Raw genomic sequence first — 15,584 nt, 5'->3', positions numbered from 1 at the left:
GTCCGGGCCAAGCAGTTTGCGCATCTTTGCCAGCACGATGGTCGAGCGCTGGAACAACGGTTTTCCCGAAAGCCCGCCGGTCTCGCCGGCGAAACCGGCGCTGCGCAGTCGCGGCCGCGCAATCGTGGTGTTGGAAACGATGAGGCCGTCTATTGCCTTCTCGGTGACCTCGGCGGCGATATCCTCCAGCTCGGCCTCAACGAGGTCCGGCGCGATCTTGAGAAAGATGGGCGGCTGCGCTGCAGCTGCCGTACGTGCGGCCATGACGCGCGACAGGAGCTCGCCAAGCTGTTCACGGGCCTGCATGTTGCGCAGACCCGGCGTGTTCGGTGAGGAGATGTTGACCGTCAGGTAGCTGGCGTATGGCGCAAACCTGACAACGCCGCGTTCATAGTCACTGACGCGGTCGGTGCTGTCTTTGTTGGCACCGATATTGATGCCGACAATGCCGGCGCGGCCCTTGCGGGCAGCAAGCCGTTCCTCGGCAGCCTGGTGACCCTCATTGTTGAAGCCCAGCCGGTTGATCACCGCTTCGTCCGATGTCAGCCGGAAAATGCGCGGCTTCGGGTTGCCGGCCTGCGGCAGTGGTGTGATCGTGCCGATCTCGGCAAAGCCAAAGCCGAGGCCAAGCAGCGCATCGGGAACCTCGGCGTTCTTGTCGTAGCCGGCAGCCATGCCGAGCGGATTGGGGAAATCGATGCCGCAGACGCTGACTTTCAGCCTGTCGTCGCGCACGGGGCGCCGGGCGACCGGCAGCCCCCATTTCAGCGCCGCGATCGACAGGCCGTGGGCGGCTTCCGGATCGAATGCGAACAGGAACCTCTGGCCGAGCCGGTCGAGCACGCTCATTCGGCGTCCAGCGTTGGGAACTGGTGCAGGCCGCCGGTGCCGAGCGGCAACGGTTGCACCCAGACGACGGCCTTGAGGTCGAGCGGGCCGTAAAGATGCGGGAACAGCGCGCCGCCGCGCGAGACCTCGTATTTCAGCAAATCACCCAGTTTGGCGCCATCGATGGCGACCAGCAGCAGCCCGGTCTGGCCGGCAAAATGTTTTGCCGCCGTTTCCCTTGCCTGGCCGGCGGTGGAAAAATGAATGAAGCCATCGGCGACATCGATCGGCGCGCCGGTGAAGCGGCCATTTCTTTCGGCCTCGCGCCACAACGGTTCAGGTACTATCTTGTAGATAATCTGAGACATGGTTGCGCTATAGTCCGAACCAACCATACGGGGAAGAGGCAAGCAGGTTCCGGAAAAGTGTCACACGGTTTTCCGACAAGAATCTGCGTTAAGGTAAAGGCCAGGGTTCTTCCCCATTTCCGGCGCAAACATGCGATAAATTGCGCTTACTGGCCTATGGAGGACAATATGCGTCCGCAGCACGTCTTGATTCCCGCAGCACTCGTCTCGTTCGTCGCGGCATCAGCCTTTTCCGAGGAGACCGACCGCTACCGGCTGGAAAAGTCGGCCACCGGCTATGTCCGCATGGACACGCAGACCGGTGCGATGTCGATCTGCGAGGAGCGTTCCGGCCAGCTCGTCTGCAAGATGGCGGCCGATGAACGCGCCGCCTTCCAGGACGAGATCGACCGGCTGCAGAATTCGGTGAAGGCGCTCGACCAGCGCGTCGTCAAGCTCGAGAACTCGCTTGCGGCCCGCTTTGAGTCGACATTGCCCAGCGAGGAGGATTTCAACAAGACGATGAGCTACATGGAGCGCTTCCTGCGCAGCTTCATGGGTATCGTCAAGGACATGGAAAAGGACAGCGGCGAGGATAGCGCCAAGCCCAATTCGCAAAAAACCTGAGCACCATTCACCGTGCGAACCCGGCGCATAGGCTTGCCGCTTGAAAACGGCTGATATCGTCGCATAATCGTTCGACTGATCCCGTAAGAAGCAGACAATCAGTGGGATTCGGGGAGGGCCATGTGCCGTCAGGCTACACTTTCGTCATCGCTGACGATCATCCGCTTTTTCGTGGCGCGCTGAGAGAGGCGCTTGCCGGCATCGGCGATGTCGCCGGCATTCACGAGGCCGGCGATTTCGAAAGCGCCAAGGCGCTGGTCGTGGCCAATGAGGACGTCGATCTGGTGCTGCTCGACCTGTCCATGCCGGGCGCGAGCGGCCTTTCCGGTCTGATCTCGCTGCGCGGCATCCACCCGACGGTGCCGCTGGTGGTGGTGTCGGCGCATGACGATCCGGTGACCATCCGGCGCGCGCTTGATCTCGGCGCTTCGGGTTTCATCTCCAAATCGGCCAGCATGGAGGAAATCCGCAGCGCCGTGCAGTCGGTGCTTGCCGGCGACATCGCTGCGCCCACGGGCATCGATCTCGGCGTCGAGCGCGATCCCGAGATCTCCGATCTGATCAAGCGGCTGCAGACGCTGACGCCGCAGCAGACGCGCGTGCTCGGCATGCTGGGCGAAGGGCTGCTCAACAAGCAGATCGCCTACGAACTCGGTGTCTCCGAAGCGACGATCAAGGCGCATGTCTCGGCCATTTTGCAGAAGCTTGGCGTCGACAGCCGCACCCAGGCGGTGATCCTGCTCTCCAAGATCGGCAGCGACCCGCTGCAGGCAGCCAGCTGAGTTAGAGCATTTTGCAGCCAAGTGGAATCACTTGGCGTTGCAGAAATGCGGCTAAAACAAACAGATAGAGCGGGATGCCCGTTCAATTGAACGCATCCCGCTCTAGCACCCTGGTCAACAGAAAGATTATGACCGTTACTCGGCCGCGGACGCCAGCGGCCTGACCCTCGCCATCATCGAGCGCAGCACCGCTGGTTTGAGCGGCTTATTGATCACCGGCACGTCGAGCCTGCCGGCGGTGGCGCGCACCTCGCTCGAGCGGTCGGCGGTGACCAGCACGGCCGGCATGTCCTGGCCGTGGATCGCACGCAGTTTGACGATCGCGTCAAGGCCGGTCTCGCCGTCGAGATGGTAGTCGGCAAGCACGATGTCGGGGCGATGCATGACGGACCCCTCGAGATCCCCCGAGCCGGCAAACGTGTCGACGCTGCAGCCCCAGCCTTCGAGCAGCAGCCGCATGCCATCGAGGATGCGGGCGTCGTTGTCGATACAGAGCACTCGGAGCCCGGCAAGCGAAGCAGCAGTGCGGACCGGCGCCTTCGCCTCGACCTCGCGCCGCGGCTGCTGCACTGCCGCGACCGGCAGGATGACGGAAAAGCGCGTGCCCTTGCCCGGGCTTGAAAAGATCCGGAGTTCGAGGCGCAAGACGCGAGCGATGCGGTCGACGATGGAAAGGCCGAGCCCGAGGCCGTCAGCTTCGCGTGCACCCTCGTCGAGCCGCGTGAATTCGTGAAAGACCGTGTTCAGCTTGTCGGTGGCAATGCCGATGCCGGTATCGATCACCTGGATCTCGGCCAGTTCGCCGCGACGCCGCACGCCGACCAGGACGCGGCCATGGCGGGTGTATTTGATGGCATTGGATACGAGATTTTGGATCAGGCGGCGCAACAGATTGCGGTCAGTCTTCACGCTAAGCGACGATGGCATGATCCTCAGGCTGAGTTTCTTCTCGGCGGCAAGCGGCTGAAAGTCGTTGCCGATCTGGCGCAGCAGTTCGTCCAGGCTGAAGGCCGTATCGTCCGGTTTCATCGCGCCGGCATCAAGACGGGAAATGTCGAGCACCGCACCGAGAATAGTCTCGACCGATTCCAGCGAGGATTCGATGTTGATCGCAGCCTTGCCCGCAGGTCCCTTGCTGGCCTTTTCGATCAGCGACGAGCAATAAAGACGAGCAGCATTCAGCGGTTGCAGGATGTCATGGCCGGCGGCCGCGAGGAAGCGCGTCTTGCCGAGATTGGCCTCCTCCGCCAGCATCTGCGCCTGGGCCAGCTCCTCGTTGACGCGGGTCAGTTCGACGGTGCGGTTCTTGACGCGCTGTTCGAGCGTTTCATTGGCGCGCTTCAGCGCCAGATCCTGCTCGACGCGTCCGGAAATGTCGGCATAGGTGGCGACGATGCCGCCGTCTGGCATCGGGTTGGAGCGCAATTCCAGGATACGGCCGCTGGTCTTCAGCTCCATCTGCCACGGGCTGACGAAACTGGTTAGGCGGTTTAGCATCGCCACCCGCTGGTCGGCCGGAATGTCGCCGCGCTCGGCCAGGTGACGCAGGATGCGGTCGAGCGAGACGCCGACCTGTCCCATATCGTCGGGCAGGTCGAACAGCGCCCGATATTGGCGGTTCCAGCAGATCAGCCGGAAATCCCTGTCGAAGACGGTGATGCCCTGTTCCATCTGGTCGAGCGCGATCTGCAGCAGGTCGCGGTTGTGCTGCAGCGCCTCGGTGGCGTCGTCGAGCAGGCGGAAGGCGTCCTTGGATTCGCGATCGTTGCGGCGCAGCAGCAGCGACAGGATCAGCCGCGCCGAGGAGGAGCCGACGGCACTTGCCAAAAGCTGCTCGGAGAAGCGGATGACGTCCATGCTGGCCTGCTCGTTGCCGTGCAGCGAAGCGCCGTTACTCATTTCGAACGACTGAAAGGACCGTTCCGTGCGTTCGACGCCGAGGTAGCGCGCGATGGTATCCTTGAGGTCGTTGACGGTGACGGTGGTGCGGAAGCGGCGCAGGCTCGGCATCGGGCTCGCCTCGCGCGGCACGAAGATCGACGCCTGGATGCGCTCCAGCGGCACCGACGCGCGCGACAGCGAGCCGAAGACGAAGAACAGCGAGTTGACCGACAGGCTCCACAGGACACCATGGTTCAGCGGCTCGGCGACAGTGCCGAACAGCGCTTGCGGCCGCAGCGCTTCGAAACCGAACAGGCCGTGGACGACGATGCCGGTATCGGACGCGGCGAGCGAAGGAAGCAGCAGCGTATAGCTCCAGACGACGATGCCGGCGACCATGCCGAGTGCCGCCCCCCTGGCATTGGCGCCCCGCCAGATCAGTCCGCCGATCAAGGCCGGCGCGAACTGCGCGATCGCGGCGAAGGACATCAGGCCGATAGAGGAGAGCCGTGCGCTGTCGGTGCTCTCGCGATAGTAGAGGAAGGCGATGAACAGCATAATGAAGATCGCCGCACGTCGCACGTTGAGGATGAGCGCTGACCAGTCCTCGTTCTCGGACGTCGTGGTCTTGAGCAGGCGACGCACAAACAGCGGAATGACGAGGTCGTTGGAGATCATGATCGACAGCGCGACGCTTTCGACGATCACCATCGCGGTCGCCGCCGACAGGCCGCCGATGAACGCCGCCATGGCCAACACGTCGTGACCGCTGAGCAGCGGCAGCGACAGGACATAGAGGTCGCTGCTGGTTCTGGTGCCGACCAGCGCCAGGCCGGCGAGCGCGATCGGCAGCACGAAAAGGTTGATCGCCACCAGATAGAGCGGAAACACCCACGTCGCGGTGCGCAGTTCGGCCTCGCTGCGGTTCTCGACGATGGTGACGTAGAACTGGCGCGGCAGCATGATGATGGCGAAACCGCTCAAACATGTCAGGACCAGCCAGGTGGCGAGCGACGTGCTATAGCCCATCGCTTGCCGCACTTGCGCATTCTGGGCGAGCTTGTCGACCATATCGCCTGGGCCGCCGAAGATCAGGAAGGTCACCATCAGGCCGATCGCCAGGAAGGCGGCGAGCTTGACCACGCTTTCGACCGCTACCGCCAGCACCAGTCCATCCTGGTGTTCGGTGGCGTCGGCATGGCGCGTGCCGAACAGCACCGCAAACAGCGCAAGCAGCATGGCGACGACCAGCGAGATGTCGCTGACGAAAGGATCGAAGGAAGGCGGCGAGCCGGTATAATGCTCGACCATCAGGCTGACCGAGCCGGAAATCGCCTTCAACTGCAGCGCTATGTAAGGCACCGCGCCGATCGTCGCGATCAGCGTGGCGATCGCTGCTACGGCAAAACTCTTGCCGTAGCGGGCGCCGAGGAAGTCGGCGATCGAAGTGATCTTCTCTGTCTTGGCCAGCCTGACGATGCGCCGAAGCAGCGGAAAGCCGAATACGAACACCAGAACCGGGCCAATATAAATTCCGAGGAATTCAAGGCCGCGCTCGGAGGAAAGGCCGACCGAACCGAAGAAAGTCCAGGAGGTGCAGTAGATCGCCAGGCTGAGCGCATAGATGAAGGGCCGGGCCCGGTCGGGTCCGGATGTCGTTGAGCGCCGGTCGCCGAGGCTGGCGATGACGAACAGCAACGTCACATAGGCGATCGCGATGATGACGATGAACCAGCCCTGCACGGCCTGAAAATCCTCCCTTGCCGGTTTTGCATCCGGCCTGATGAGACGCAATCACAGCTTGGCGATCAAGTCCATCGCGGCTTTCGGCACAGGATGGCTCGGCTCCGGGAAATTTTGGCCGGTGGAAATCGGTCTTTTGCCAATGCTGCAACCGTAGGTTTTTGCTAATGTGCCAGTGGGGCCGACCGAAGCGGGCAGAGGCGGCAGCACGGCCCGTCAGGACAAGGAGGGTCGCATGCTGAAAGAATTCCAGGAATTCATTTCCCGGGGCAATGTCATGGACCTGGCCGTCGGCGTCATCATCGGCGCCGCCTTCGGCAGAATCGTCGATTCCCTGGTCAACGACATCATCATGCCGATCATCGGTGCTATTTTGGGCGGACTCGATTTCAACAACTATTTCCTGCCGTTGTCCTCAGCCGTCAACGCCACGTCGCTGGCGGACGCCAAGAAGCAGGGCGCAGTTTTCGCCTATGGCAGTTTCATCACCGTCGCGTTGAATTTCATCATCCTCGCCTTCATTATCTTCCTGATGGTCAAGGCCGTGAACAATCTGCGCAAGCGGCTGGAGCGTGAGAAGCCAGCTGCGCCTGCCGCTCCGCCGCCGCCCGATGTGGCGCTGCTCACCGAAATTCGCGATCTCCTCGCCAGGAAATAGCGCAGGAGCAAGATCTCTGGACCAAAACCCCGGTCGTTTTCGGCCGGGGTTTTCTGTTTTCGCCTGTCGTAAAACACGCTAGCAGTCCAGAAGACGAAACGGATCTATCCATGACCTTGATCGAGAATTTGCGCGCCGAGGCCCGGGCCGCGCCGGAAAGCGGCATTGTCGCCGTCATGAACCGCGGCCGCGACCGCGACGGCATGATCCCGCTCTGGGCCGGCGAGGGCGACCTGCCGACGCCCGCCTTCATCACCGATGCCGCTGCCCGGGCGCTGGCGGGCGGCGAGACCTTCTATACCTGGCAGAAAGGCATCCCTGAGCTGCGGCAGGCGCTCGCCCGCTATTACATCAGGCATTTCGGCAAGAGCTTCGTCGAGGAAGAATTCATCGTCACCGGTTCGGGCATGCATGCCATTCAGCTGGCGCTCGACGCAGTCGCCGGGAAGGGGGACGAACTCGTCTATCTATCGCCGGCCTGGCCGAATTTCGCCGCAGCCGCCGGCGTGGCGGGCGCCGTCCCGGTCGCTGTCACGCTCGACCAGTCCGGCAATGGCTGGTCCTGCGATGTCGGCAAGATCGCGGCGGCGATCACACCAAGGACAAAGGCGCTGTTCGTCAACACACCGTCCAATCCGACCGGCTGGACCGCCGACAGGGAGACGCTGCAGGCGATCCTCGACCTCGCCCGCGAAAGGGGCCTGTGGATCATCGCCGACGAGATCTATTCGCTGTTTCACTACGGCGATAGTCGCGCGCCGTCCTTCATCGACATCATGGCCGACGAAGATCGCATTCTGTTCGTCAACAGTTTTTCCAAGAACTGGGCGATGACCGGCTGGCGGGTCGGCTGGATCAAGACCCATCCCTCGCTGCAGCAGGTGTTCGAGAACCTGGTTCAGTATTCGACCTCCGGCGTTGCCCAGTTCATGCAGCGCGGCGCGCTCGTCGCCCTCGACGAAGGCGATGCGTTCATCGTCGAGCAGGTGGAGCGGGCGAGGGCGGCGCGTGACCTGGTCTGCGGCATCCTGGCTGCGACCGGCAGGGCACGCTTCACCGTGCCGCAGGGAGCGTTCTATCTGTTCTTCACAGTCGACGGCATCACCGATTCACGCGCCGCCGCCTTCGATATCGTTGACCGCGCCAATGTCGGCCTGGCGCCCGGAACCGCATTCGGTCCCGGCGGCGAGGCCTTCCTCAGGCTGTGCTTCCACCGCCGCCTCGACCAGCTCGAGGAAGCGGCGCACCGGCTGGCGAAATGGATGACGAGTATGTGAGTTGCCTTCGATCCCCGAGTTGAAACTCGGGGATCAGCCGCCGGACTTCGGCACCAGCAACGGAATGACGCGGTCGCTTTCCCTCACCGAAGGCCGGCCCGCAGAACCGTAAGAGATACCCAAAGCATCCCAAGTCTCGACCAGCGCATCCTGAAGTTCCGCGATCAGGTGATCCGAATGGAACGGCGTCGGCGTAATACGCAGCCGTTCGGTGCCGCGCGGCACGGTCGGGTAGTTGATCGGCTGGATGTAGATGCCGTGGACGCCGAGCAGGCGGTCGCTGGCCATCTTGCAGAGTTCGGGATCGCCGACGAGCAGCGGCACGATGTGGGTAGCGGAGTCCATCACCGGCAGGCCGGCGGCGGTAAGAACCTGCTTGGTCCGCGTCGCCTGGCGCTGCTGTGCGTCGCGTTCGGCCTGCGAGCGCTTCAGATGGCGGATCGACGTGGTCGCCGCGGCGGCGATGGCCGGCGGCAGCGCCGTGGTGAAAATGAAGCCCGGCGCATAGGAGCGCACGGCATCGATCACCGCATTTGTGCCGGTGATATAGCCGCCGAGCGTGCCGAACGCCTTGGCCAGCGTGCCTTCGATGATGTCGATACGGTCTGCCAGCCCTTCGCGCTCGGTGATGCCGCCGCCGCGCGATCCGTACATGCCGACGGCATGGACCTCGTCGATATAGGTCATAGCGTTGTAGCGCTCGGCAAGATCGACGATCTGCTTGATCGGCGCGATGTCACCATCCATCGAATAGACGCTCTCGAAGACGATCAGCTTGGCGCGTTCGCGGCCAGCCGCCTGCAGCAGGCTTTCAAGATGCGCAACGTCGTTGTGGCGAAAGATCTTCTTCTCGGCGCCCGAACGCCGCACGCCCTCGATCATCGAGGCGTGGTTCAACTCGTCCGAGACAATCAGGCAGTTGGGCAGAAGCCGCGCAATGGTCGAGATCGAGGCTTCGTTGGAGACAAAGCCCGAGGTGAAGACGAGTGCGGCTTCCTTGTCGTGCAGGTCGGCCAGTTCCAGTTCGAGCTCGACCAGCGGATTGCTGGTGCCGGAGATGTTGCGGGTGCCACCGGCGCCAGATCCCATCTTGCCGGCGGCGTTCTGCAGCGCAGCGATGACGTCTGGATGCTGGCCCATGCCGAGATAGTCGTTGGAGCACCAGACGGTGATTTCCTGGGCGCGGCCGTTGGCGCGCCAGATGGCGCGCGGGAATTTGCCTACGATGCGCTCGAGGTCGGCGAAGATGCGGTAGCGACGCTCTGCATGGAGCTGGTCGATCGCGTCTTCGAAGAACCGCTGATAGTTCATTTCGGCTTCCCAATTTTTGCGTGGGATCATAATCATTGCCCCATTCGACGTCCACTTGGCCTTTTTGGTCAAAATGCCACGCCCCAAGCCTGTTCCTAACGACCACGGATCATGGCCTATTCCCTTGATGTGGATCAATTTTGTTTCAGGACGATGCCATGCGTCGATGAGACTGGTTACCGAGATACTGATGGTCATGTACTAATGGCCTAGCGGCAGGCTTTCCACTAAGGCGGGTGTTGAGACAGTTTCCGATAAATCTTGAGCAGCGAGGACGCGGATGACGGTTTTGGTGACAGGCGGTGCCGGCTATATCGGCAGCCATATGGTCTGGGAGCTGCTGGACGCGGGCGACAGCGTTGTCGTCCTCGACCGGCTTTCGACCGGTTTCGAGTGGGCGGTGGCGCCGGAGGCGAAGCTCCTTGTCGGCGATGTCGCCGACAAGGAGCTGGTCGGCTCGATCATCCGCGACAACAAGGTCGACGCGATCATCCATTTTGCCGGCTCCATCGTGGTTCCCGAATCGGTTGCCGACCCGCTCGGTTATTACGAGAACAACACCTGCAAGACGCGCACGCTGATCGAGACCGCAGTGCGAGAAGGCGTGCCTAATTTCATCTTCTCCTCGACCGCCGCCGTCTATGGCGGCGCCGGGCTGGAGCCGGTGCGTGAAGATGCCCGCCTTGCACCGGAATCGCCCTACGGCCTGTCCAAGCTGATGAGCGAATGGATGCTGCGCGACGCCGCAATTGCCTATGGTTTGCGCTATACGGCCCTGCGCTACTTCAACGTCGCCGGCGCCGACCCGAAGGGTCGCACCGGCCAGTCGACGCCTGGCGCCACGCATCTGATCAAGGTCGCCTGCGAGACGGCGCTCGGCAAGCGACCCCTTATGCAGGTGTTCGGCACCGACTATCCGACGCCAGACGGCACCTGCATGCGCGACTATATCCATGTCAGCGATCTGGCGGTGGCGCATCGGCTGGCGCTGGAACGGCTGCGCGCCGGCGGGACAAGTCTCGTCGCCAATTGCGGCTACAGCCACGGCTATTCGGTGCTTGAGGTGATCGACAGCGTGCGGCGCGTCTTTGGTCATGATTTCGAGGTGCGGATGGGCGAGCGCCGTCCGGGCGACGCCGCGGCGGTAGTCGCCAATTCAGAGCTGGCGCGCCGCGAACTCGGCTGGACGCCGCAGCGCGACGACCTCGACCTGATCGTCGCCGACGCGCTGGCCTGGGAGCGCATTCTGACCGGCAAGAATTCGTCGCGGGGCTGAGACCAAGTTCTTAGCTCGAAAGCTCCACGCAGAAGCGCTATTGAAGGAGCTGTGCGGCGCAGCGTAGGCGCATTTGGCCGCGTGTGACTTGGGGGGCGGCATGAGAATATTGGTGCTCGGAGCCGGTGTGGTCGGCACGGCGGCCGCCTATTATCTGGCGAGCGACGGCTACGAGGTGACCGTCATCGAGCGCCATCCAATGGCGGCGCGCGGCACCAGCCAATCGAATGCCGGGCTGGTGTCGCCGGGCGACGCCACCGCCTGGGCCTCGCCCGCTGCGCTGAAGACGTTCCTGCGCGCGCTTTACAACCACGATCTCGGCATCAAGGTGCGGCTGCGCTTCGATCCTTATTTCTTCGCCTGGAGCCTGCGCTTCCTGCGCCAGTGCACGCGAGCGCGCCTGCGCGCCAACACCGATATCAAGCTGCGCCTGGCGCTCTATTCGCGCGACTGCATCAATGCCATCTCCGCGGACACCGGCATTCACTATGACGAGCGCAAGAAGGGCATTCTCTATTTCTTCCGCTCGCAGCAGAGTCTTGATACCGGCACCGACAATTACCGCTATCTCGCCGAGCACGGTCTGCCGATCGAGATCGTCGGCCGCGACCGGCTGGTCGAGCTAGAGCCCGGGCTTGCCGGGGCCAAGGATAAGATCGCCGGCGGCGTCTATTCGCCGATCGACCAGACCGGCGATTCCAGCCAATTCACGCAGAAGCTCGCTGCCTATGCCGCCGAGAAACTCGGCGTCCAATTTCTCTATGGCACGACGGTCGAGGGCCTCGACATCGAAGGCGATCGGGTGCGCGCCGTGATGACCTCGGCCGGTCCGGTCGCTGGCGACGCCGTGGTTATCTCAATGGGACCTGAAAGCGGCCTGCTCGGTCGCCGCTACGGCATCGATCTACCAGTCTATCCGGTCAAGGGCTACACCGCGACCGTGCCGCTGGAGGACGAGCGCAAGGGGCCGACCATGGGCGGCGCCGACGAGGATCAGCTCATCGGCTATTCCAGGCTCGGCAACCGGCTGCGGCTCGCTTCGACAGCCGAGTTCACCGGCTTCGACCGCACCCACAAGCCGAGCGATTTCGCCGCCATGTTCAGGACTGGCAACGATCTGTTCCCGGGTGCCTTCGACGAGAACAAGGCCGAGCTCTGGGCCGGCTTGCGGCCGATGATGCCGAACTCGGTGCCGGTCATCGGCCGGGCGCGCTACCAGAATCTCTACCTCGACACCGGCCACGGCCATGTCGGCTGGACAATGGCCTGCGGTTCGGGAAAATTCCTTGCCGATGTGGTCGCCGGTCGCAGGCCGGAGATCGACCCGCAAGGTCTGGTCTACAAGGGCTAGATCATGTCCGGACCGCAAGTCGCCATCGACCTTGGCCGCATAGAGCGCAATGCACGCACGATCGTCGACCGCTGCGCCCTGTCCGGCATCAAGGTATTCGGCGTCACCAAGGGAACCTGCGGCATGCCGCAGGTAGCGCGCGCCATGCTGCGCGGCGGCGTCGCTGGCGTCGCCGAATCGCGCTTCGAAAACATCCGCCGGCTACGCGACAGCGGCATCAATGCGCCGATCATGCTGCTGCGCAGCCCGCCGATGGCGCGTGTCGAGGAGGTGGTCCGCACCGTCGACATCAGCTTGCAATCCGAACTCGCCACCATCCGCGAGCTGTCTCGTATCGCCGAGCGCATGGGCCGCGTCCACGACATCATGCTGATGATCGATCTTGGCGACCTCAGGGAAGGCATCTGGCCGAACGATCTCGTGCCCACTGTCGAGCAGATAATGGCACTCAAGGGCGTGCGCATCGCCGGCATCGGCACCAATCTCGGCTGCTTCGGCGCCATCATGCCGACGGAGGAAAATCTCGGGCAACTTGTCGCCCATGCCTACAAGGCCGAGCGTCTGTCCGGCGCAAGGCTCGACTGGATATCAGGCGGGGCGTCATCGTCGCTGACGCTGCTGCTCGAAGGCAGGCTGCCCGCCGGCATCAACAATCTGCGGGTCGGCGAAGCAATCCTGCAGGGTGGCGTCGAAACCTTCCGGGAGACGCCGTGGGCCGAACTGGAACCCGATGCCTGCCGCCTGACCAGCGACATCATCGAGGTCAAGCTGAAGCCGTCGCGGCCGATCGGCCGATCCGGCTACGACGCTTTCGGCAACCAGCCGGTGTTTCCCGACGAGGGCGACAGGTTGCGCGCCATCGCCAATATCGGCCGCGAGGACGTTTTGATCGAAGGTTTGACGCCGATTGCCAAGGGCGTGCGGGTGCTCGGCGCCTCCAGCGATCATCTGCTCCTCGATGTAACCGACGCCGACCCGCCACCCGCCGTCGGCGACCGTGTAGCCTTCCGCATGAGCTATGGCGCCATGCTGTTGGCGATGACCTCGGAATATGTCGAAAAGGCCCCGATGCACGATGTCGAGGATTTCTCCGGCCGCAAGATGGTGTCGATATCAGCCGAACCGGCGGCCGCCGGCATCCTCGCCAGGGAAGCGACCGGCGCCCGGCTGGAGGCGATGAATTTCGATGTCGTCGAGCTGGCCGATATCGAGCGACCCCCATCCGGCCTGGTCCGGCTCACCGCCGGGAGTGACCGGCGCATCGCCCACAAGGCGCTGACGATGACCGCGCGGGCGACACACTCGTTTGGCCTGATCTGGATCGATTCCATCGCCGCGCTGATGCCCGAGGACGAAGACGGCATCGACCTGCCGGAACGTTCGGTGCTGGCGCGCGCGCTCGGACTCGATCACAAGCCCGGCGCGCTGCAGCCGCAACTGTCGCCGGAAAACGTCGTCATCGTCGGGCTGCGCCATGCCGATCCGGCCGAAGCCCGGGTGCTGAAGGATTCGCGCGTCTCCGCCTTCACCATGACCGACATCGACGCCATGGGCATGCGCGACCTGATGCACGAGGCGATCCGCATCGCCACCTCCGGCACGCAAGGCTTCCATGTCAGCTATTCGCCTGAGGTGACCGAATTCGCCGGCTGGGCGGCTGGCTCCGGCGGCATCACGGTGCGCGAAACGCATCAGGCGATGGAGGCCATCGCGCTGTCCGGCGGGCTGTTGTCGATGGATGTTTCCGGTCTGACATCAGGTTTGGAACCGCGGATTGCGATAGACACCGTCAACTTCGTCATGTCGGCTTTCGGCAAGCGGATTTTGTGATCAGCCCCGCGCGTCGACAGCCGCGCGCCATGAGCGCGCATAAATCGCCCAGGCTGGGTCGGCCGGCGGTTCCATCCTTTCGCCTTTGCCTTGGACCGTTCTTTGGTCCGACGCCAGCAAGGCAGCGCCGATGCTGGTGCCGGTCGCAGCCTCGGACGCAATGACGGCACGCGCCGTCGCTGCAGCCAGCATCTGCGTGAAAAGCCGGTTGCGGGCGAACGGGCCCTCGACGATGATCGGACCGTCGGCACCGATCAGATCGAGGCAGGTCGCGGTCATCAGCGCCAGGTAGAAAGAGATGGCGGCAAAGCGCTGGCCGTTGTTGATGCCGTCGGCGTCGAGCCATGCGGCGGTGTGACGCGGGAACGGTCCCGAACCTTGTTGGGTCGAAGGCAGCAGGGATGTCTTCCCAGCGAGCACTGTGGCGACATCCTCTTCGGTCCAGCCTTCCGATTGGCCTTCCGTCAGCCGTGAAAATTCGCGACCCCCCATGAAGCGCGCCGATGGCACCGGATCACCGAGCGCATTGACGTTGACCAGCGTGTCGCGCGCCGGGTCGAGCGCGATGGTGTTGCCGCCGACGGCCATCGACACCACCCAGGTGCCGGTCGAGACGACCGAGAAGGGCGGTCTGTCGGACAGGAGATGCGGCAGCAGCGAGGCATTGGAATCATGCAAGCCGCAAAACACCGGCGTCTGCGGATCGAGCCCGGTTACCTTGGCAAGGGCGGGCAAGATTGGGCCAAGGCGGTCCTTCGCCGGCCGCACCGGCGCCATCAGGCCGCGCCATTGCATCCGGTCGACCAGTGACGAAAAATCCGCTTTCCATGGGTTCCACAGATCGGTGTGGCAACCGAGCGAGGTCACCTCGTTGGCGGGGACGCCGGTGAGGCGAAAAGCCCAGTATTGCGGATACATCAGGATCGCGGCGGCCTCGGCGAACTCCGCCGGGAAGTTCCTCTGCTGCCAGAAGAACTGCGCGCCGAGATTGAGGCCTACCGGCAGGCGCGGCGTGCCCGTCTCGGCGAAGGCCGGACGGATCGCGTCATAGTCCTTGGCAAGGGCGTCGGGCCCGGTGAATTCATAGTCGAGCACCGGCAGCGCCAGCTCGCCGGCAGCGTCCACCAGCACGCCCGTCGCGCCATGCGTGGTGATCGATATCGCGTCGATGCGCTGTTCTCGATTGATCCCGGCGAGGCTGTCGACAATGAACGACCACAGAAGCTCGACATCGTGGTGCGGGTAGGGACCGTCGGCAACGGGCGCATTCGCCATGCGGCGCAGCGCGAATTCGCGCATGTCGGCGAGATCGACCAGCGCTACCTTGGCATTGGTCTTGCCGATATCGATGACGGCGACGTGGTGGGTCATTCCATATGGAACATGGTTTCCAGCGGCACCGCCACCGGCTCGTTATCAGGCTTGGTTTCCATGATGTCGGCCATCTCGGCCCACCAGCGCTGCATCACAGGGTGCTTCGGCAATTCGTCCATGCCGTGGTCGTCACGCCGCCACAGCACGCCGAACAAGGTGTTGGTCTCTTCGTCGAGATGGATCGAATAGTCGAAAACGCCGGCCTGCTTCAACAGCGCCACCAGCGGCGGCCAGATGTCGTCATGGCGCCTTTTGTATTCGGCCTTCATGCCCGGATTGAGCTTCATTTGAACGCGTAT

13 protein-coding genes are annotated in these 15,584 nt (G+C 63.3%); 7 read left to right on the top strand and 6 right to left on the bottom strand.

Features of this window, described 5'->3' with window-relative positions; genetic code table 11:
- Both EOA78_RS25870 and EOA78_RS25865 read right to left on the bottom strand, forming a co-directional pair.
- The coding region (locus EOA78_RS25870; RefSeq protein ID WP_127317591.1) for a quinone-dependent dihydroorotate dehydrogenase at positions 1 to 849 on the bottom strand (849 nt) is incomplete at its 3' end.
- The gene (locus tag EOA78_RS25865; RefSeq protein WP_127317590.1) at positions 846 to 1,196 is read right to left on the bottom strand and encodes a DUF952 domain-containing protein; all 351 of its coding nucleotides are present in this window, start codon (positions 1,194 to 1,196) and stop codon (positions 846 to 848) included. The genes EOA78_RS25870 and EOA78_RS25865, both read right to left, overlap by 4 nt.
- Before the next feature lie 168 nt (positions 1,197 to 1,364).
- Between EOA78_RS25865 and EOA78_RS25860 the strand changes: the two genes are divergently transcribed.
- A complete protein-coding gene (locus EOA78_RS25860; protein ID WP_065006116.1) occupies positions 1,365 to 1,802 on the top strand; it encodes a hypothetical protein in 438 nt (145 codons plus the stop codon).
- A 122-nt stretch (positions 1,803 to 1,924) separates the two neighbouring features.
- On the top strand, positions 1,925 to 2,584 hold the full coding sequence (locus EOA78_RS25855; protein WP_127317593.1) for a response regulator transcription factor: 660 nt from the start codon (positions 1,925 to 1,927) through the stop codon (positions 2,582 to 2,584).
- Between the two features lie 135 nt (positions 2,585 to 2,719).
- On the opposite strand, the gene EOA78_RS25850 is transcribed toward EOA78_RS25855, so the two are convergent.
- The gene (locus EOA78_RS25850; RefSeq protein WP_127317589.1) at positions 2,720 to 6,208 is read right to left on the bottom strand and encodes a PAS domain-containing hybrid sensor histidine kinase/response regulator; all 3,489 of its coding nucleotides are present in this window, start codon (positions 6,206 to 6,208) and stop codon (positions 2,720 to 2,722) included.
- A gap of 235 nt (positions 6,209 to 6,443) precedes the next feature.
- Between EOA78_RS25850 and mscL the strand changes: the two genes are divergently transcribed.
- Both mscL and EOA78_RS25840 read left to right on the top strand, forming a co-directional pair.
- Positions 6,444 to 6,866 (top strand): large conductance mechanosensitive channel protein MscL, encoded by a 423-nt coding sequence (gene mscL, locus EOA78_RS25845; protein ID WP_127317588.1) that lies wholly within the window; start codon positions 6,444 to 6,446, stop codon positions 6,864 to 6,866.
- Between the two features lie 110 nt (positions 6,867 to 6,976).
- Entirely contained in the window at positions 6,977 to 8,143 is a 1,167-nt protein-coding gene (locus EOA78_RS25840) for a pyridoxal phosphate-dependent aminotransferase (RefSeq protein ID WP_127317587.1), read from the top strand.
- 33 nt (positions 8,144 to 8,176) lie between these two features.
- On the opposite strand, the gene hemA is transcribed toward EOA78_RS25840, so the two are convergent.
- Entirely contained in the window at positions 8,177 to 9,454 is a 1,278-nt protein-coding gene (gene hemA, locus EOA78_RS25835; RefSeq protein ID WP_127317586.1) for a 5-aminolevulinate synthase, read from the bottom strand.
- Between the two features lie 280 nt (positions 9,455 to 9,734).
- Here hemA and galE point away from each other — a divergent pair, with 280 nt between their 5' ends.
- The 3 genes from galE to EOA78_RS25820 all read left to right on the top strand — a co-directional run bounded on the left by galE (position 9,735) and on the right by EOA78_RS25820 (position 13,911).
- Positions 9,735 to 10,730 carry a UDP-glucose 4-epimerase GalE gene (gene galE, locus EOA78_RS25830; RefSeq protein WP_127317585.1) on the top strand — a complete coding sequence of 332 codons (996 nt, stop codon included), beginning with the start codon at positions 9,735 to 9,737 and terminating at the stop codon, positions 10,728 to 10,730.
- Positions 10,731 to 10,830: 100 nt separating this feature from the next.
- The gene (locus EOA78_RS25825) at positions 10,831 to 12,081 is read left to right on the top strand and encodes a D-amino acid dehydrogenase (protein ID WP_127317584.1); all 1,251 of its coding nucleotides are present in this window, start codon (positions 10,831 to 10,833) and stop codon (positions 12,079 to 12,081) included.
- Positions 12,082 to 12,084: 3 nt separating this feature from the next.
- Complete coding sequence (locus EOA78_RS25820; protein ID WP_127317583.1) at positions 12,085 to 13,911, top strand: alanine racemase; 1,827 nt, start codon at positions 12,085 to 12,087, stop codon at positions 13,909 to 13,911.
- Here EOA78_RS25820 and EOA78_RS25815 read toward each other — a convergent pair whose 3' ends face one another.
- Together EOA78_RS25815 and rhaM are read right to left on the bottom strand one after the other, a co-directional pair.
- Entirely contained in the window at positions 13,912 to 15,282 is a 1,371-nt protein-coding gene (locus tag EOA78_RS25815; protein ID WP_127317582.1) for an FGGY-family carbohydrate kinase, read from the bottom strand.
- Positions 15,279 to 15,572 (bottom strand): L-rhamnose mutarotase, encoded by a 294-nt coding sequence (gene rhaM / locus EOA78_RS25810; RefSeq protein ID WP_127317581.1) that lies wholly within the window; start codon positions 15,570 to 15,572, stop codon positions 15,279 to 15,281. Before rhaM ends, EOA78_RS25815 begins: the two co-directional genes overlap by 4 nt.
- Positions 15,573 to 15,584 lie beyond the last annotated feature (12 nt).

Origin of the sequence: Mesorhizobium sp. M5C.F.Cr.IN.023.01.1.1 (genome assembly GCF_003997585.1) — a bacterium.
In the GTDB taxonomy this organism is placed as follows: Bacteria; Pseudomonadota; Alphaproteobacteria; order Rhizobiales; family Rhizobiaceae; genus Mesorhizobium; species Mesorhizobium wenxiniae.
The sequence above is the reverse complement of the archived record's forward strand: the minus strand, read 5'-3'. Positions and strand labels throughout refer to the sequence as shown.

Coding starts and splice junctions, on each gene's coding strand:
- EOA78_RS25820 (WP_127317583.1), top strand. CDS start 12,085: ATGTCCGGACCGCAAGTCGCCATCGACCTTGGCCGCATAGAGCGCAAT.
- EOA78_RS25860 (WP_065006116.1), top strand. CDS start 1,365: ATGCGTCCGCAGCACGTCTTGATTCCCGCAGCACTCGTCTCGTTCGTC.
- mscL (WP_127317588.1), top strand. CDS start 6,444: ATGCTGAAAGAATTCCAGGAATTCATTTCCCGGGGCAATGTCATGGAC.
- EOA78_RS25815 (WP_127317582.1), bottom strand. CDS start 15,282: ATGACCCACCACGTCGCCGTCATCGATATCGGCAAGACCAATGCCAAG.
- galE (WP_127317585.1), top strand. CDS start 9,735: ATGACGGTTTTGGTGACAGGCGGTGCCGGCTATATCGGCAGCCATATG.
- EOA78_RS25840 (WP_127317587.1), top strand. CDS start 6,977: ATGACCTTGATCGAGAATTTGCGCGCCGAGGCCCGGGCCGCGCCGGAA.
- hemA (WP_127317586.1), bottom strand. CDS start 9,454: ATGAACTATCAGCGGTTCTTCGAAGACGCGATCGACCAGCTCCATGCA.
- EOA78_RS25865 (WP_127317590.1), bottom strand. CDS start 1,196: ATGTCTCAGATTATCTACAAGATAGTACCTGAACCGTTGTGGCGCGAG.
- EOA78_RS25825 (WP_127317584.1), top strand. CDS start 10,831: ATGAGAATATTGGTGCTCGGAGCCGGTGTGGTCGGCACGGCGGCCGCC.
- rhaM (WP_127317581.1), bottom strand. CDS start 15,572: ATGAAGCTCAATCCGGGCATGAAGGCCGAATACAAAAGGCGCCATGAC.